This window comes from Streptococcus parasanguinis CC87K (genome assembly GCF_000507765.1).
GTDB lineage: Bacteria > Bacillota > Bacilli > Lactobacillales > Streptococcaceae > Streptococcus > Streptococcus parasanguinis_J.
Genome location: NZ_KI669401.1, coordinates 220475 through 239494, shown reverse-complemented (window position 1 = coordinate 239494; position 19020 = coordinate 220475). Strand labels below are relative to the sequence as shown.

Below are 19020 nucleotides of genomic sequence, written 5' to 3'. Positions count from 1 at the left end.
TATCACTGTCCTATTTAGAACATTCATTTTTTACAAATTTATAAAAGTGTTCTTGATAATAGGCCACCTGCTCCGGCAGTCCTAGCACGTCAAAAATATGCATGGCTTCCTGCATTTGCTGCCGGCCTTCTTCAGTTTGCCCCTTCTGATACAGAGAAAATCCCTTAAGATAATGAAAGACATTGCGTTCGTAGAGCTTGATGCTCTTCCCGATAATCTTTTCTACATAGGCTTCAAAATAGCTGGCGTTTTCAAAAGAACAGTGTTCTAAACAATGTTGGTAGCAATTCAGAGCCAGAATCAAGACCAGTTTTCGATGGCGACCAATTTCTTTGTAGAAATCTTCACGCTCCATCACTTCTCTCCCAAGCCGTGTGACATAGTCCACCTCATAAAAGCTGTAGAGATTGCCAAAGAGGATCAATTCATACATGGTCCACTCTTCCGTTTGAAAGAGGTAATCCGCCACCTTGTTTAGATCACGCTGCTTCATGGTATAACTAGCATCTCTCTGGCAAATCAGGCCTTGTAGCAGGATCCAGTTCAGCTCAAAATAGAGAGGATTGGTGGAATGTTTGGCTTTTTCAAGTTCCTCTTCTTGAAGCTTTTGAAAACCTGCAATATCATTTGAGTAGTAAAGCGGAATAATCTGAGCCATCAAAGCGACATGCTCATGGTGTTGAAAATTTCTGGCCTTATCCATAAAATTCTCAATCGTCACATGGATATTGTCCAAAATGTCAAAGAAGCGCGAAGCAGCCAAATCCGACTCCCCCAATTCAAAACGGGATAATTGGGAGGTCGAGCAGGCCTCTCCTGCAGCTTCTTTTAACGAGTAATTCTTACTGATTCGAAATTCACGAAAAACTTTTCCAAGATCTTCCATCTATTCCACCTGCTCTGACAGTTCTGCCCACTCTTCCATAACCGCTTCCTGCTGGACAGTTAGTTGGTCCAGCTCGCTCTGGAGTTGTACCAAGTCAGCTGCATCGTTGGTGCTATGCATGGTTTCGGTGATGGCTTGGATTTTTTGATCCAGCTCTTCCATCTCTGCTTCCAATTGCTCAATGCGACGGGTGATTTTACGGAGTTCCTTCTGGTTTTGTTTCTGCAAGTGATAATCATTGCTGGTGACTTCTTCGGTCGAAGAAACAGGCATAGCTTCTGCTTGCGCTGCAGCAAGGGCTTCTAACTCAGCTTTTTTCTCCAGATAATAGTCATAGTCGCCTAGGTAAAGAGTTGAGCCCTCTTCTGACAGTTCCAAAACTTGTGTGGCCACCCGATTGATAAAGTAACGGTCGTGGCTGACAAAGAGCAGGGTGCCGTCAAAATCAATCAAGGCATTTTCTAGCACTTCCTTGCTATCGATGTCCAAGTGGTTGGTCGGCTCGTCGAGAATCAAAAAATTGTTATTTTCCATGGACAGCTTAGCTAGAAGCAAGCGGGCCCGCTCTCCACCCGACAGCATGCCGACGGTTTTCTTGACATCATCCCCAGAGAAAAGAAAGGCTCCCAGGCGATTGCGAATTTCCACTTCTGGCGTCAGTTTAAAATCATTCCAGAGCTCATCCAAGACACTGTTGTGAGGCGTTAGTTTACTTTGGGTCTGGTCATAGTAGCCCACCTCGACATTGGCTCCAAAACGAGCTTCACCCTTGATAAAAGGAATCTGCCCGACGATGGACTTGATAAGAGTAGATTTCCCGATCCCATTTGGTCCCACAATGGCGACTGCATTCATCTTGCGGATATCCAAATTAATAGGCTCTGAGAGGATTTGATCGTCATAGCCGACGGCTGCCTCTTCTACTGTCAGGACGACATTTCCAGATGTCTTATCGGAATGGAAGGTCATATGGGCAGACTTGGTCCCAGCTTCCGGCTTGTCTAGACGCTCCATTTTTTCCAACTGCTTACGCCGAGACTGAGCCCGCTTGGTAGTCGAAGCCCGCACCAAATTGCGATTAACAAAGTCTTCCAGAGCTGCTATTTCTTTTTGTTGCTTCTCGTAGTTTTTGGCTTCGGTCAGCAATTTTTGTTCTTTTTGCTCGACAAAGCTGGAGTAATTGCCGACATAGCGATCCAAGGAATGCTTGGTCAAGTCCAGTGTAATGGTGGCGACCTTGTCTAGGAAATACCGGTCGTGGCTGACAATGAGAAGAGCTCCGCTATAATTAACCAAGTAATTTTCCAACCAGGCGATGGTCTCAATATCCAAGTGGTTGGTTGGCTCGTCCAGTACCAAGAGATTTGGTTTTTCTAAGAGCATCTTGGCCAGAGCTAGACGGGTATTTTGCCCACCAGACAGCTCTTCAATCTTCATCTGCCACATGGACTCATCGAACTTGAAGCCGTTTAAAATCGCGCGGATATCTGCTTCATAGGTGAAGCCACCTGCCTGACGGAATTCTTCCGATAGACGGTCATAGTCCTGCATGAGTTTTTCTAGGTCAGCCCCAGTTTTTTCACCCATCTCAAGCTCCATCTGCCGCAAAGTTTTCTCCGTTTTACGGAGGTCTTCAAAGACATGGAGCATCTCATCGTAGATGGTATTGGACGACTCAAATCGACTATCCTGGGCCAGATAGGAGAGAGAAAGATCCCGCTTTTTATTGATTTCACCTGAAGTTGGTTCTTCTTCCCCCACCAAGATTTTTAAGAGTGTTGACTTACCGGCTCCGTTCTTTCCAACCAGGGCAATCCGGTCCCGTTCATCCACTTGCAGGCTGATATTATCAAAAAGAACCTCCCCTGCAAAAGAGCGTTCAATTTTGTTGGCTTGTAAAATAATCATGTCCCTATTTTACTATCTTTTTCCAGATTAAACAAGGAAAGACGAGCCATCAAAAAAATCCTGAGCCCCTTGAGGCTCAGAACTTTTAGAAAGTATTTTAAAACTTATTCTTCCTTGTATAATTGTCTGACTGCTTCCACATCTGTATCCTGAATACTGTAAAAGGAACCAGCCGGTTGCATGACCGATTCTCCATCAGTGTGGTCCAGCCCTATCGCATGGCCTAGCTCATGCTCAGCTGTATTGACAATCCGATCATAACTATAGTTATAGACATAGTTTAAAAGATAATGGCGATTGAGACGAACTGTGATGTGGGTGAAGCGGTTGGTTAAGAGGTTGGTCTGAGAGGCAGTCTCTCCTGCAGCAGAAACCGATGCGTTATCCATTTCCGTCAAGACCACATTAGCCTCTTTTTCATTTGTAACCAGCTTGAAGGTAAAGGCGCCTGTTTGGTTCCAAGCCTCAATAGCATCCCGATAAGCTTTTATAAAGGTTTGATTGATATTGGGATCCAAATAGACCGTAGCTTCCGCTTTTTCCCAGCGAGCGCCACTATGCTCATGATTGTCCGTCTGCGTGGTCTGTGAGCTAGGTGTCATCCCGAAGCGCGATGCAAAACCCTGATCACCAAATAAATTGCCGACTTGATAGACAACCTTTTGGGCAGCTCGGCCAACTCCATCCATACCAGAACTAGGAGAATCTGTGAAATAGATGATCCCCACTAGAACGAGAAAACTGATGGCAATGGTCCAGAAAAATCCCCAAAAAAGACTCCAAGCCATGCGAAGGATTCCTCTGAAAAACCGAAAAATGGTTCTCATATATTCTCCTTTCTCTTAAAGAAGGTACACAATTATATCGCACCATACTTAAAAAAGGCTTAAGCACATCCGCTTTCCAGCTTATTGATGAACGGTTACTTTTCCTGTCTGGTAATCCAGACTAATCCCACTTTGAACATTGGGAACAAAGACATTGAATTCAAGGGTTCCATCACTCGATTTGGCTTCGATCTGAGAACCTAATGGAATCAAATCTTCTGGCTGGTTATAGATCAAGGTTACTCGATAGCGGATCCGTTTGTTCTTATCCAATGCTTTTCGTAACAGGGTCTCGTAGTAGTTTTGACCAGTGGAATGAGGATCATTGGCTTGATTGGACCACGCCGTTTGCACAGCGATATTTTTGGGATTGCTAGTCGAAGCATCAAAACCTTTGAGATTACCGATCAAGGCGTAGCCCAATAGATGGCCCCGATCCACAGCATGGTCATACTCACCGGACAGATTATGGACCTGATGCCAACCTGCTGGTTTCCAATCGGTTAGGCCACTACCTGTTGCATCTCGATCTCTGTACTGGCGAGTCGCCTTGGTCATAATAGCGTTCGCAACCGTCGGTACGGTCTTTCCATTCACTTCTTTTGTCTTGTTATCGGCATAGGGTTGACTGGCCACACTAGCATCCAGATCTGTGCGATTCCCCTTAACTACAAAGGCTCCAGCACCATTCCATTCCAAGTCATTCCCCAATTGTGAACGGGCAGATTTCGTTAGTACAGAGCTAGCTAACTCTTTACTAGGTGTTTCTTGCTGGCTACTAGTTACCACCGAAACAACCTGATCCGTCGCTTCTTTTACCGCCGGTTGATTAAAATAATAGCCCCCAATAGCTAGGGCCGTTGCCACCACAAAACCTGCTAGGGTTTGTTTGGTTCGTTTGCTTACTGTTTGTTTTGCCATATCTCTCTCCAAAAAAGAGCAGCGCTAGATGGGTCATTGACTCGATTCGCTGCTCTCCTTTTTACTCAATTTTAGTTAAAAGCTTATTTGCCTGTTAGCTTTCCAATGATCTCTGACCAAGTATCCGGAGAGAGAATGGACCATGGATTTTTTCCATCTCCAATCACTCCATAGCCAATGACCAAACCAACTGCAAAAATGATGATTCCAATCACAGCCAACAGGAGGACAATTCCTAGCTGTTTTCCAACATAGCGAAGATTAGTTTTCATCGTCTTCTTCCTCTACACGTTTCACGTCTGCACCAAGTGCCACCAATTTCTCATGGAATTGATAATAACCACGATCTAAGTGACTTAATTTGCTGACCTTTGTTTCTCCTTCTGCCACTAAGCCCATCAAGACAAGCGTTGCACTCGCGCGCAAATCGGTCGACATAACCTCTGCACCTTGGAAACTTTCACCACCTACGATACGAGCTGTATCCCGCATAATATCTGAGTGAACGCCCATTCGACGCATCTCTTCTAAGTGCTGGAAGCGATTCTCAAAGACGGTTTCAATCATGGTGGACTCACCTTTAGCCATGGCCATCAAGGCTGTAAATTGAGCCTGCATATCAGTTGGGAATCCTGGGTACGGAAGAGTTTTAACGGTCACTGGACGGAGCTTACTGATATCCGATTGAATCCGAATTCCATTTTCTTCTTCGGTTACCGTCACGCCCATCTCCTGCATCTTAGACAGCAGCGGACGATTGTGTTCCCAAATGGCATCTTCGATCAAGACATCTCCACCGGTCATGGCTGCCCCAATCATAAAGGTTCCAGCTTCGATGCGGTCTTGTACAACATTGTGGTCTGCCCCGTGCAAGCTCTCCACACCGACGATGGTTAAGGTCTCAGTTCCTGCCCCCTTGACAGTAGCTCCCATTTTGTTGAGCAAAAGAGCTAGGTCGACAATCTCAGGTTCCCGCGCAGCATTTTCAATCACGGTGACTCCATCAGCCAAGGTTGCGGCCATCATAATATTTTGTGTCGCCCCTACTGATGGGAAGTCCATATAGATATGTGCTCCCTTGAGACGATCTGCTTTCGCTTCAATATAGCCGGCCGTTTGTGTAATTTCAGCCCCCATGGCTTCCAGACCCTTGAGATGGAGGTCTATTGGACGACTACCGATCGTACAGCCTCCAGGCATGGAAACTTTAGCATGGCCATTGCGTGCCAAGACAGGACCTAAGACAACGATAGAGGCCCGCATCTTGCTCACATACTTATAAGGCGCTTCCTCTGATAATTTTTCTTGCGCATCTACGACAACCGTATTTTCTTCTTCATTGAAGGTCACTTGTGCATTCAAGCCACGAACGACATTGTTCATTGTGAAGACATCTGATAAAACAGGGACGTTTTTTAAGGTCGTCACGCCCTCACTTGCAAGGACTGTTGCAGCAAGAAGCGGAAGGACAGCGTTTTTTGCTCCTTCGATTTTGACAGTTCCAACTAGTCGATTATTTCCACCATTAACGATTATTTTTTCCATACGGGATTGTTCTCCAATTTCTTAAAGTCACGACTTCTATCATACCATATTTTTGATAAAATGTGGCTAGAATTGGCCAATAAAAATCTGCCGACTCATCTCATACACGCTGATAAAAAATGAGCTGGCTAGATAGCCGATTCCAATGCTGAGCATCAAGATCAAAAAACGGATTTTAACAGCATTTTCAGTACTTACTTTTAAAAACTTTTCCCATTGAACTAGGTTCAACAATAGGTAATAGGCAAAAAAGATAAACAATAAATGGCTTGAAAAGTTAAAAATCATTTGGATCATACAGCTATTATACCATATTTGATTCTCACTTTCTTCTTTTGATTCTCACTCAACAAAAATAAGGCGAGGACAAGACCTCTACCTTATTTTTTAATATGTTATAAACGATTTCCGACATTAATCCGGTTAATGGCGCGTTGAAGAGCAATTTTAGCACGACGTTCCATATCAACCGAATGCTGATCTTTGGCTTCTTCAATCGCTTTTTCAGCTCGCAGTTTGGCACGTTCTGCACGACTAATGTCGATATCTCGAGCACGTTCGGCAGAATCGGCAACAATGGTAATGACATTATCAGCTACTTCGATAATCCCCCCATTGACTGCAATCCAATCAATATGTTTGTCATCGTCGACACGACGAACCTTTACTTGGTCTACAGCCAAAACCGCAATGGTATTGATATGATGAGGTAAAATCCCTAATTCACCATCAATTGTCTTGACAGATACAAATGCGGCATGATGATCATAAACCAGTCCATCCGGTGTAACGATTTGGACGTTCATTTGACTCATCTTTCACCTCTTCTTAGAATCCCATTTTTTCAGCTTTGGCAATCACATCTTCGATCGATCCAACACCACGGAAGGCATCTTCAGGAAGATGGTCATATTTTCCGTCCAAGATTTCTTTAAAACCACGAACAGTTTCTGCAACAGGTACGTATGAACCAGGTTGACCGGTAAATTGTTCCGCAACGTTGAAGTTTTGTGACAAGAAGAATTGGATCCGGCGAGCACGAGCAACCAAGGTCTTTTCTTCGTCAGACAATTCATCCATCCCCAAGATCGCAATGATATCTTGCAATTCATGGTAACGCTGAAGGACACGTTTGACCTCAGATGCTACTGCATAGTGTTCTTCTCCTACGATTTCTGGAGAAAGGGCACGTGAGCTTGATGCCAATGGGTCCACCGCAGGGTAGATCCCCAATTGTACCAATTTACGTTCCAAGTTGGTTGTTGAATCCAAGTGGGCAAAGGCGGTTGCTGGCGCTGGGTCTGTATAGTCATCGGCTGGCACATAGATGGCTTGGATGGATGTAACAGAACCTTTCTTGGTTGACGTAATCCGTTCTTGCAATTGCCCCATTTCAGTTGCCAAAGTAGGTTGGTAACCAACGGCTGAAGGCATCCGTCCCAAAAGGGCTGATACTTCAGATCCGGCTTGGGTGAAACGGAAGATATTGTCGATAAACAAGAGAACGTCCTGACCTTCGACATCACGGAAGTATTCCGCAATGGTCAAACCAGTCAAAGCAACACGCATCCGTGCTCCAGGTGGCTCATTCATTTGTCCAAAGACCATGGCTGTTTTTTCAATAACGCCAGATTCTTTCATTTCCCAGTAAAGGTCATTCCCTTCACGTGTCCGTTCCCCAACACCGGTAAATACAGAAATACCACCGTGTTCTTGGGCAATATTATGGATTAATTCTTGAATCAAGACAGTCTTCCCAACTCCGGCACCACCGAAGAGTCCGACCTTCCCACCTTTCAAATAAGGGGCTAAGAGGTCAATGACCTTGATCCCTGTTTCAAGAATTTCTTCTGAAGTAGAGAGCTCGTCAAAGGATGGAGCTTTTTTGTGGATGGAGTCACGAGGAGCATCCTCAGCAAAAGGTTGATCCAAGTCAATGGTATCTCCAAGAACATTGAAGACACGTCCCAAGGTTTCTTTTCCGACAGGAACAGAGATTGGACGACCTGTGTCCAAGACTTCCATTCCACGGGTTAAACCATCGGTTGATTCCATGGCGATGGTCCGTACGACCCCATCACCAAGTTCCAAAGCTACTTCAAGAACGACTTTTGATTTTTGTTGGTCATTTTTATAGACTACAAGCGCATTATTGATCTCAGGAAGTTTATCTCCAACGGAAAAGGCAACGTCTACGACGGGACCTACGACCTGAGAAATTTTGCCTAAACTCATGTCATTCTCCTATTCTAAGTAATTTCTACTGCTCAAAAGTTCTCTTTCAAGCATCTGTTTTTGTATTTAAAATTGTATCCGACAACTATTCAAGGGCGCTAGCACCCGCAACGATTTCGGTAATTTCTTGTGTAATCGCTGCTTGACGAGCACGGTTGTATTGAATCGTTAATTCATCAATGACTTTCTTGGCATTGTCTGTTGCAGTTTGCATGGCCATCATCCCAGCAGCATTTTCAGCTGTTTTAGCATCAATAATGGCACCATAGATCATGCTTTCAGCAAATTGAGGAAGCAATTGATCCAAAATGGCATCTCGACTAGATTCCAATTCTAGATTCAATACATAGTCCTCATCCGCTTCATTTGGGTCCAAATCAATAATTGGAAGCATTTGTTCCACCCGCATTTGACTCGTCAAACTGTTGACGTGGTGGTTGTAACAGACGTACAACTCATCAAACAAGCCTTCCTGATACATTTGGACTGTTTTCGAAATGATCTTGCGAACTTCCTTAAAGCTAGGCTGATCAGGCAAACCACGCAATTCATAAACCGGCTGAATCCCACGGGCACGGAAGAAATCCGCACCGACGCTTCCAATACAGATCACTTCAAAGTCATCTCCAGTTGGATGGTATTCTGCCTTCATTTCCATCATGGTTTTAAGGATGGAGGCATTGTAACCTCCAACCAAACCACGATCGGATGTAATCACGATATAAGCTGTCTTTTTTACCGGGCGACTCACCAACATCGGATGGGACTTGGTATTTTCTGTTTCATGTCCATGGAGCAAGTCTGTTAAGAGCTTACGAACCTTAGCAGCATAAACCTGAAAATCCTTGGCTGCCTGCTCAGATTTACCAAGTTTGGCAGCGGACACCATCTGCATGGCATTGGTGATTTGACTGGTGTTTTTTGTGGATGCAATTTTATTTTTAATATCATTTAATGAAACTGCCATCTTCCACTCCTATTTCTATTTGAAATTTGACTGGTTGACAAATTCAGTAAGGGCTGCATCCAGTTCTTCTTCTGCTGGAAGATCATGTGTCGAACGAATCGTCTCAAAGATTTGATGATAATGTGCTTCGAAGTAATCAAACAACTCTTCTTGGAAACGAAGAATGTCGTCTACTGGAACACTATCTAAGAAACCATGAGTCAAGGCATACAAGATCACGACTTGTTTTTCAACCGTCAATGGTTCATGAACAGGTTGTTTCAAGACTTCAACTGTTCGGCGACCACGGTTCAATTTCGCTTGAGTCGCAGCATCCAAGTCACTACCAAATTTCGTGAAGGCTTCCAATTCACGGTAGGAAGCGAGGTCGATACGAAGGGTACCCGCAACCTTCTTCATAGCCTTGATTTGAGCAGATCCACCAACCCGGGAAACAGAAGATCCGGCATCAATGGCTGGACGAATACCGGCATTAAACAAACTATCTTGCAAGAAGATTTGTCCGTCTGTGATCGAAATCACATTGGTTGCGATATAAGCGGAGATGTCCCCTGCTTGGGTTTCAATGATTGGAAGAGCTGTAATAGAACCCCCACCCAATTCATCCGAAACTTTCGCAGAACGTTCCAACAAACGGCTGTGGAGATAGAAGACATCCCCTGGGAAGGCTTCACGTCCTGGTGGACGACGAAGAAGAAGGGACAATTCACGGTAAGCTACGGCTTGTTTTGACAAATCATCATAGACGATCAAAACATGTTTACCGTTATACATGAACTCTTCTGCCATGGCAACCCCAGCATAAGGTGCCAAATAAAGCAATGGAGACGGTTGAGAAGCCGAAGCGGTTACCACAATCGTATAATCCATAGCTCCGTATTTACGGAGAGTTTCTACTTGCGTACGAACTGTTGATTCTTTTTGACCAATCGCCACATAGATACAGATCATGTCTTGACCCTTTTGGTTCAAAATGGTATCGATGGCAATCGAAGTTTTCCCTGTTTGACGGTCCCCGATGATCAATTCCCGTTGACCGCGTCCAATTGGAACAAGGGCATCAATGGCTTTCAAACCAGTTTGTAGGGGTTCTGAGACAGATTTCCGTTGCATAACACCAGGAGCTGGTGTTTCAACTGGACGGAATTTATCTGTCACAATCTCACCCAAACCATCTACTGGTTGGCCAAGTGGGTTGACAACACGACCAATCAAGGCATCCCCTGCAGGGACTTCCATGATTTTACCTGTACGACGGACAGAGTCTCCTTCACGAATATCCGTGAAATCACCCAAGATGATGATTCCGACATCCGTTGTTTCTAAGTTTTGGGCCATCCCGTATGAGCCATTTTCAAAGATTAACAACTCACCACTCATGGCATTTTCAAGCCCATGAGCGCGGGCAATCCCGTCACCAATGTAGGTTACAACACCTGTCTCAGTGACGTCAAAGTTTGGCTTGAAATTTTCAATTTGTTGCTTAATTAAAGCGCTGATTTCTTGTGCGTTAATCGCCAAAATTCACACCACTTTCTATTTCAATTTAGATTTTATAACTTGCAATTGGTGTTTGAGACTGGTATCCAACGTTTTATGATTGGCTGTCACGACAAAGCCACCAATTAAATCTGGATCGATCTTTTGTTGGATCGAGCGAACTTGAATCCCAAATTTTCTTTCGATAATGGGTACTAGCTTTTGCTCTTGAACAGGATCCAAACCAGCAACTGTCGTAACAGTGACGACAAATGCGTTGCTCAACAGTTGAATCTGATCCAAACAAATCGTTACAATGTCATAAAATAAGGCTTCACGATGATTGAGAATAACCACTTCAATCAAATGGTCGAGTAATTGTGAATCAGAGGGTTGAAAAAGTCTTAGACTTTTTGCTTTCTCTTCATCCTCTACACCGATATGAGCTAAGAAGTTAGCAAGTCCAGTCTCTTCAAAAATACCCTTGATTTGAGTCAATTTTTCAAAGACTAGGTCTTGTTCTCCTTTTTCAAAGACCAATTGAACAAAAGGCTGGGTATATTTCTCAATCACCATCAGTTGCTTTTTGTCCATTAGGCTTCTCCTAATTCATCAAGATAGCGATCGATCAGTTGGCGTTGACCTTCAGCATCCAGCTGTTGGCTCAACAATTTGCTGGCAAGATTGACAGTGAGATCTGCCACATCACCTTTGATACTGTTCAATGCTTCTTCTTTGTTATGCGCAATTTCTTGTTGCGCTTTTTCTTTCAAACGTACTGCTTCTTGAGTGGCTTCTGAAAGGATCTGAGATTTATTCTTTTCTGCAGTTTCCTTTGCATTTTCGACGATAGACGCAGCTTCTTTGCGGCTACCTGCCAACTCTTCTTCACGTTTACTTGCTAGTTCCTCAGCTTTTTGACGAGCTGATTCTGCTCCATCAATATCATCTGTAATCTTTTTGGCACGCGCTTCTAAAATTCCATTGATATTGTTCCATGCAAATTTCTTTATTAAAAAGATTAATAATAGGAAGGAACCAGCAATGAGAATAAAGTTACCAATAATTTCACTCATTGATACATGCATTCTTCTACTCCTCCTCTACTTACTCTTCGCCATTAATTTTCTTACCAATATAAATTGATGACAACATGGTAAACACATAGGCTTGGATACATGAAATGAAAATCGAAAACGCTGTCCACGCCATGCTTCCAATAAAGGCAAATGGATACCAATAAACAGCTTGATGCGACAAAGTCACAAGCAAGCTTGCTAGTACCTCACCCGCAAAGATATTTCCGAAGATCCGAAGGGCCAAGGAGGCAAAATTCGTGAATTCTTCCAAAATATTCATGGGGGTCATAAATCCGGGTGTCACAAAAGCCTTTAAATATTCCTTCACACCACGTCTGCGAATTCCTTCTACATGGGCGATTAAGGTGATCAAAAATGAAAAGGCAAAGTCATAACCCAGGTTAGCGGTTGGTGATGTCCACAAATTGTAACCATTGGTCGTTTCGATTTTAGCCATCAATCCAATGTTATTGGCTACTAAAAGAAAGAGGAAAAGAACAAACAAGAACAAGGAATAGTCCTTTATGTAATGTTCCCCAATATTTCCTTTTGTAAAGCCTACGACAAAGTCATATGCGTATTCCAGCACATTTTGTTTGCCTTTTGGTCGGATCGACATTTTTCGACTGGCCCAATAAATGAAGCCAAAAACGGCGAAAACAGAAATCAGGGTCATAGCAAGTAGGGTCAAATTAAAAGATACAGGTCCAAGAGTAATCGTTGGATTGATACTTTCTTCCAAGGTTTGACACCTCCTTTTCTAAAATAGAAGCGTCTATTTGATAATAAAGGCCATAACCAAGGTTACGAAGAAAGTACCTTCGACAAAGGCAACACCAAGAATCAAGAGGCTACGCAATTGACCGATAATTTCTGGTTGACGAGACGCAGATTTCAATAAGCTACTCATCATCAAACCTTCTGCCAGTGATACACCAAAACAGGCTAAACAAAGACCTAAAAATGTTAAATTCATGATGAATTCTCCTTTTATAAATTTTACTTCCTTAGTTTACTCCTAAAAGATATAATAGTCAAATATTTCCTATAAAAGTAAGCGTTTTAGTGAAATTACGTTATTTTTTTAATATGATAATTTTTCCTATCTACGATTGATTTCTTTTAATTTTTAGTCGCTTTGTCCACCTCTATTCATTTTTTCTTCTAAAAAACTCTCACCTGCTCAGCAGATGAGAGAATTCGATTATTTAAAGATAGACGTTTTGAAACTGTCTGTTTGTTGCAGTAATTTCTTAAAGATTTTTTCTTTCAAGGCAAGGGTATTGTCAAATTTGACAGAACCATTCTTCAAACTGGCCTGATCTTTTTCAACCGCAGTTGCAAAGGCTTGTTTTAAGTCCTCATAAGAGCTATAAGTAGTCCCATCCACTTCAATAGCCTGAAGTCCATTTTTGGCACTGGTTACCACTTCATTGAAGTAGGCTTTCTTCCAGTCTTCAAGGGTACTGAATTTCCCATCAGAAATCTTTTGAATGATGTAATCATCCCCTAGAGTCGCATGACCTGCTTGTTTGGATTCTTGTTTATACTTGTTTGAAGCATAGCCTAAGAAGCCTTTTTCATAGCCATAGTAACCCCAGAGTCTGAAGGTATTGTGTTTGAAGGACATGGCTCCAGGAGCCCCTTCACTGGTGTTTCCACCATAGATCCCTGTCATCATCGGTACCGTCACATAGGCGGAGCCAAAGTCAGATGGATTATAGACTCCATTTCCAGGACTACGATTGGTCATGAAGTTGTTGGTGATGAGATCATCTACTGAATGTAAGGTGATCGCTTTTTCCTCATCGCTCAAAGGACGTACCTTATCAAATTGATTCTTGGTGTTAGCCCCTCGGTATTGTTTATCAACCTTCTTGAACCATGCATTGTTCAAGTCTTGACTGCCTTTGTTGAGGACAGCTTCTCCTTCTAGGTAATCCAGAAGCATGAGGGTGTCGTTATAGCCTTTCATATACCGATCAATTTCGTCACGTGACTTCAAATCATTTGGATTGGTATTGTACCATTGGTTCCCATCATTTGGACGTTCATAGGCCATGTTGATACCTAAGGCCTTGTATTCCCCATTTGGATTGGATACGGATGGCGTTTGTAACATGCCTTGGGCAAAGGCTTCGATATCGGTTCCTTCTCGGTGTCTCCAACCACCTAAGTATACCATGCGGTCATTGACGTGCGTTGTTTCGTGGGTAAAGGCAGAGACCCCAAAGTCACTGATCATATCGGTCACCATGAAGAAAACAGAGTCGTCTTTATATGGGTTTCCGTAAATTCGCGCCACAGCTCCCATGCGCCAATCTGTCGCATGGTAACGATCGGTTGGACCATACAATTCACGGATTGGAGCGACATCTTTGCCACTGTTGGTATGGCCGTAACGGTCTGTACTAATGCCCTTGTAGTTTTGGTTATCAAGGACAGGGGTCGGCACCATATTATTGCTCTTCAAGAGTTGATTGCGAACCTTATCCGTTGCTAGACGTGACCAGAAATCGAGATAATTTTGTTGCCCTTTCGCCACCTTGTCAATTTCCGCTTTGAAGGCATTCCGCTCTGCTTCCGTGTTCTTACCATATTTCTCGAAGGAACTATAAGCCATGGTATTGTATGTTGAAATCAAGAACATATGGGCATCTTTTAAGTTCAAGAGTGGCAAGATCATTTTACCGTGAACATCATTGTTTAAGCCCTCATAGGCTCTATGCTTAGCAGATGCGAAAGCTGGATTGGTCGTCTCAGGCTCCACAATATAGACATTGTCTTTGGTTGCTTTAATGAACCAATCATTCAAGTCTGTCTCTTTTGTGAAGAGCTCCATATTGTACTTCAAGAAGTCATTTAGGTTCCCAGAAAGAGTCGATTTAGCCACGACTTCTCGGAAGGCATCGTGGGTACGAGTCCCTTTGATGTAGTCTTCTTTTGAACCAATTTCAATCAAGCGGTCTAAGACATCAACATTCTTCCCATAGAAATCTGGCTTGAACAACATGAGCTGTTTGAGATTGACATCATCGAACTTCACTCCATAATAGCGATTGAGGTATGACAAACCAAGAAGAACAGCGGCCTTGTTGTCATCAACTTTCTTGATAAGGGCCCGTTTGGCAGCCTCATCTGTATTTAATTGATGATCTTGGTTTTCAACTAGTTGTTTGACAAAGTGAGTCAGATTATCCTTGACTGCTTGGAAGCTTTCTTCAAGGTAAAGGTTCTTAATGGCATTGACTTTGTTAGGACCTGTTCGACCAAGATGTGTGTAGATTGGATCTGATTGTAATTCGACAGGGCTTAATTTTTCAACGATCGCACCAATGAGATCGCTCCGGTCTTTGTCCACCATATTTGGCGTATAGACCACTTCACCGAGCTCCGCCACACTGTACTCTTTGACTTGTTTGACTTTAGACTCTTTCGGTGAAATGCTAAAGATATCTTTTGTCTTATCGGCATAATGGATCAGGATGTGATCAGCATCAGCTAGTTCAGTAACAAAATCATTGCCCTTCATAGCAGTCACAGACAAGACTTCCTTGGTCAAGAGAGGACTCGTTGCAGCCAATTTATTCCCTTGGTCGACAATCCATTCTTTGTTGTAGAATGGTTGCAATTTAGCAATATTGCGGTAAGCTAGCTCACGAGTCGCATCGTAAGCAGTGATAGCCTTGTATTGATCGTCTTTGCTAACAAGGTGATTGAGCGTATCTTCAATTGGTTTCCTGCTGGTGAATTTATCAGCAGTGATTCCCATTGCTTCAATCTTCTGCTCAGCTTCTGCCAGCGAGATGCTAGGGATTTTACGGGAGTTGTTAAAGGTTTTCTTCCCTTCACTCACGCCTTCCACACTGTAATTGCGCTTGGTTCTTGAATAGGTGAAATAATCATCTGCGTCGATATCCGAGTGTCCGAAGACCATCTCACCAGTTTTGACTTTCATCATGGTGATGTTGTCTTCAATAGCACCCAAGGCCCAGTTGGTCCCCAGTAACCCACCAGATTGAACAGCTTCTTTCAGTTCAATTGAACCTTTAGCAACTGAATTTCTGAGAACCCCTTCTTTACCTACTGTGTGGTTATTTCCACCATTTTGAGAGGAATAAGCCAAACCTGCAGCTTTGGCTTTATTCCCAGTGATTTCAGCATCAACGTAAGCTTTTTCTACGACACCCTTCCAGTTCTCACCAACAACACCCGCTAGATAGCCACCTTTGTTCCCAGCAGCGTGCAGTTTCCCGATAAAGGCGACATTACTTACTTTCCCACTGCCATCAATTTTATTGACGATCCCTGCTACGTCATTGTTCCCAACAACACTTCCTGTTACTTTAACATTCTCGACAGTTGCATTATTTTTGATAACACCTGCTATTGGGGCTACTCGATCTGTCCCAGGTAGGTCAATATTGACATTTTCAAGCAAGAGATTCTTAACCGAGCCACCTTCGATGTTCCCAAATAATGGTCTTGTAATGTTATGGATGGCAAATTTATTTCCATTCGTACTTTCCAAAATTCCCTTGAAGGCATTGGTCACATAGGATTTCCCTACTGGCTGGACATTAGTCGCATTCATATTGCTACCCAGTTTAAAGGTACCAGTCGGATTGGCTTGCATAGCTTTTACAAGTTCGTTGAAATTGTAGTAGACATCCCCTTCATGAGCTTTGGGTTTTGCAATATAGTGGACATAGTCCTCACTAAACTGGTTGTCCGCAGTCCGTTGAATGAGATCAGGAGCTTTGGCTGTTACTTTGTAGAGGGTCACGCCATCTACCGTTACTTCTTCAATTTTATCAACGGCTAGTTTTGTAACCTTATTATCATAGGTAGTGACCTTTAAGTAGTAAGGCTTCACATCTGATGGTGTTTCAGACAAGAGGCTGCTATCGGTCTCAAGACCTTGGTCATCCACGCTAATCAGACTGGTTTCCTTGATGTTTTTGATTTCAACTTTTTTAAGATCAATTCTCAGTGGTTTTTCCTTGAGAACTTCTTCTTCATCCCCATTTCCACGGTCATACACCATGGTCGTTGCGAGCGTATAATCCTTGTAGTAGTCCAAGTCCGCTAAAGCAGCTGCCAAGTCCGTCTCTGAAAGGGTCAGGGTTTTCACCACTTGATCACCCTTCTTCAATACAGCCTGGATGGACTTGATGGTCACACCGTCTGGTTTATCCAAATGATAAGTAGCTTTAGCACTGCGCTTCAATTCTTCCTTATCGACCTGGGTCAAAGTTAAGGTAGGCTTATCAAGTTCTTTGGTCCCTTGTTGAATGATCTGATCTTGGGCTTGTTCTACTACTTCTTCAGAAATTGTAGGAGCATCCGTTGTTTTGACACCTTTAATGGTCTTATAGACCTTGGTGATTTTTTTCTTCCCATTTTTACCGACTTGAGAAACCCTTTCGGTTCCTTTTAGCAAGGTAACATCTTGTTCGGTTACCGTCTTAAATGGAATTTCTTCAAACGAAACATCCTCTGTTTGGCCTTCAATCGCCTTAGTCCCACGACTAATTTTTTCTGTCACAGGAGCTTTTACCGTTTCAGTGGTCGTACTGAGAGGCTCGCCAATCTTCTCACCATTGACCGTCTTATAAACTCGACGAATCTCCTGGCTACCAGCCTCGCCTTTCTGAAGGAGGCTTTCTTCATCGGTGTAACGATTGGCGTCCGTTACATACTCTGTTTCATATGGAAGGATTACCGTTTCTGTCTCTGTTACCGTCCCTTCCGTTACTTGATAGGTTGGGTTCTCCGGTTGAATAGGGGCTTCGCCGACATGGCCTTCTTCTTGTGTCCCTTTAGCTTCCACCACACCTGTATAGGCTGGGTTCTCTGGTTGAACAGGGGCTTCGCCGACATGGCCTTCTTCCTGTGTTCCCTTGGATTCTACTACACCTGTATAGGTTGGGTTCTCCGGTTGAACAGGAGCTTCGCCGACATGGCCTTCTTCCTGTGTTCCCTTAGCTTCCACCACACCTGTATAGGCTGGGTTCTCTGGTTGAACAGGAGCTTCGCCGATATGGCCTTCTTCCTGTGTTCCTTTATCTTCCACCACACCTGTATAGGTTGGCTTCTCCGGTTGAACAGGAGCTTCACCGACATGACCTTCTTCTTGTGTCCCCTTAGCCGTTACAACTGGAGAAGGATTGGGTTGAGGGGTTGGTTGGGCATCTTCTTTTGTCCCAACAGCAAGAATTTGTGAAACTGGTTCTTTAGTGACCTTGCTTTCAACGACTCTGCGAACTTCTTGTCCATCTACCACACTCACTTCTGTCAATAGGGTCCGCTCCCCATTTTGACCAGCAGTCAGCACCTTGGTTTGCCCTTTAGGTAATGTAGGATCAGCTTGTTTGACAGTTTCAAATGGCACAGGCTCAGTAGAGACTTCCAGGCTTGGTTTTTCAACTTGAGGAAAGGCTGGAGAGACTTCTGGGGTCACACGAGCTTGTGCTTCCACTTGTGGAATACCTGTACTTGTTTTGATCGTTCCTTCTACAGAAGGTTTCGTTTCCTGCATAGCCTTTGGCTCTCGTAAGCTCGTCTTTTGGACTGACGGGTAGCGCAGATAACCAATATAGTCATAACCGTCAATTTGAATCACGCCATTTGCAAGATCTTTGCTCGATGCGATCGCAAGATCCTGATTATAGGCGCGCAAAACTTGATTTTGTAGGGCTGCGACTTCAACTGGAAGTAGAAGACTTTGTCCCATGGCTCCAATCAAAAGGACGCCCATGACCTTCTTCCGGTGCTTTTTAGAGAGTAAGAGGACCGCAAAGGAAGCTGTGGCTAGACTTAGCCCAAAAAGGGCGACTTCCTGACTTCCTGTTTGAGGAAGAACCGACTGAATTGCTTCCTTCTTCTTATAGACGAGATAGAAAGTATCTTCATTTTGATACTCTTCAGGGATTGCATGAATCACCTGTGCTTTTTCTTCAGCAGTCAGCTCTTCTTCTGTCACATATCCTAAGTGAACATGAGCAGGTAGAGTCATCTGATCAGCTTGGACAGGACGAGCTCCTAACAAGCTTCCTCCTAATAAAAAGGCTCCAATGGCCACCGGACCAACACCGACAGTTAATTTCCGAATCGAATATTTGGTCATTTTTTCAAACGTTTGTTTCGCTTTTTTCATCCTAAAATTCCTAT

16 protein-coding genes are annotated in these 19020 nt (G+C 43.6%); all 16 read right to left on the bottom strand.

Annotation, left to right across the window (positions count from 1 at the left end):
- Nucleotides 1-10 precede the first annotated feature (10 nt).
- The 16 genes from HMPREF1195_RS01170 to HMPREF1195_RS01095 all read right to left on the bottom strand — a co-directional run bounded on the left by HMPREF1195_RS01170 (nt 11) and on the right by HMPREF1195_RS01095 (nt 19006).
- Nucleotides 11-886, bottom strand: a complete 876-nt coding sequence (locus HMPREF1195_RS01170; RefSeq protein ID WP_023917710.1) for an XRE/MutR family transcriptional regulator — start codon at nt 884-886, stop codon at nt 11-13.
- Nucleotides 887-2794: an ABC-F family ATP-binding cassette domain-containing protein gene (locus tag HMPREF1195_RS01165; protein WP_023917708.1), complete on the bottom strand. Its 1908-nt coding sequence runs from the start codon at nt 2792-2794 to the stop codon at nt 887-889.
- Between the two features lie 104 nt (nt 2795-2898).
- Nucleotides 2899-3621, bottom strand: a complete 723-nt coding sequence (locus HMPREF1195_RS01160) for a M57 family metalloprotease (protein ID WP_023917707.1) — start codon at nt 3619-3621, stop codon at nt 2899-2901.
- 81 nt (nt 3622-3702) lie between these two features.
- On the bottom strand, nt 3703-4542 hold the full coding sequence (locus tag HMPREF1195_RS01155) for a DNA/RNA non-specific endonuclease (protein ID WP_023917705.1): 840 nt from the start codon (nt 4540-4542) through the stop codon (nt 3703-3705).
- 83 nt (nt 4543-4625) lie between these two features.
- Nucleotides 4626-4814, bottom strand: a complete 189-nt coding sequence (locus HMPREF1195_RS01150) for a DNA-directed RNA polymerase subunit beta (RefSeq protein WP_003006464.1) — start codon at nt 4812-4814, stop codon at nt 4626-4628.
- Nucleotides 4804-6087 carry a UDP-N-acetylglucosamine 1-carboxyvinyltransferase gene (murA, locus tag HMPREF1195_RS01145; RefSeq protein WP_023917703.1) on the bottom strand — a complete coding sequence of 428 codons (1284 nt, stop codon included), beginning with the start codon at nt 6085-6087 and terminating at the stop codon, nt 4804-4806. Before murA ends, HMPREF1195_RS01150 begins: the two co-directional genes overlap by 11 nt.
- A gap of 66 nt (nt 6088-6153) precedes the next feature.
- Nucleotides 6154-6384, bottom strand: coding sequence for a DUF1146 family protein (locus HMPREF1195_RS01140; protein WP_013903322.1), 231 nt, complete (start codon nt 6382-6384; stop codon nt 6154-6156).
- Between the two features lie 98 nt (nt 6385-6482).
- Nucleotides 6483-6902, bottom strand: coding sequence for a F0F1 ATP synthase subunit epsilon (locus tag HMPREF1195_RS01135; RefSeq protein WP_003002471.1), 420 nt, complete (start codon nt 6900-6902; stop codon nt 6483-6485).
- A 13-nt stretch (nt 6903-6915) separates the two neighbouring features.
- Entirely contained in the window at nt 6916-8322 is a 1407-nt protein-coding gene (atpD, locus tag HMPREF1195_RS01130) for a F0F1 ATP synthase subunit beta (protein WP_013903321.1), read from the bottom strand.
- Between the two features lie 85 nt (nt 8323-8407).
- On the bottom strand, nt 8408-9289 hold the full coding sequence (locus tag HMPREF1195_RS01125; RefSeq protein ID WP_013903320.1) for a F0F1 ATP synthase subunit gamma: 882 nt from the start codon (nt 9287-9289) through the stop codon (nt 8408-8410).
- A 15-nt stretch (nt 9290-9304) separates the two neighbouring features.
- Nucleotides 9305-10810, bottom strand: a complete 1506-nt coding sequence (gene atpA, locus HMPREF1195_RS01120; RefSeq protein WP_009732555.1) for a F0F1 ATP synthase subunit alpha — start codon at nt 10808-10810, stop codon at nt 9305-9307.
- Nucleotides 10811-10825: 15 nt separating this feature from the next.
- Nucleotides 10826-11362: a F0F1 ATP synthase subunit delta gene (locus HMPREF1195_RS01115; RefSeq protein WP_013903319.1), complete on the bottom strand. Its 537-nt coding sequence runs from the start codon at nt 11360-11362 to the stop codon at nt 10826-10828.
- Nucleotides 11362-11856, bottom strand: a complete 495-nt coding sequence (gene atpF, locus HMPREF1195_RS01110; protein ID WP_004219970.1) for a F0F1 ATP synthase subunit B — start codon at nt 11854-11856, stop codon at nt 11362-11364. Before atpF ends, HMPREF1195_RS01115 begins: the two co-directional genes overlap by 1 nt.
- 19 nt (nt 11857-11875) lie before the next feature.
- The gene (gene atpB, locus HMPREF1195_RS01105; protein ID WP_023917700.1) at nt 11876-12589 is read right to left on the bottom strand and encodes a F0F1 ATP synthase subunit A; all 714 of its coding nucleotides are present in this window, start codon (nt 12587-12589) and stop codon (nt 11876-11878) included.
- 33 nt (nt 12590-12622) lie between these two features.
- Nucleotides 12623-12823: a F0F1 ATP synthase subunit C gene (locus HMPREF1195_RS01100; RefSeq protein WP_003006433.1), complete on the bottom strand. Its 201-nt coding sequence runs from the start codon at nt 12821-12823 to the stop codon at nt 12623-12625.
- 228 nt (nt 12824-13051) lie between these two features.
- Nucleotides 13052-19006 (bottom strand): ZmpA/ZmpB/ZmpC family metallo-endopeptidase, encoded by a 5955-nt coding sequence (locus HMPREF1195_RS01095; protein WP_023917698.1) that lies wholly within the window; start codon nt 19004-19006, stop codon nt 13052-13054.
- Nucleotides 19007-19020: the final 14 nt, after the last annotated feature.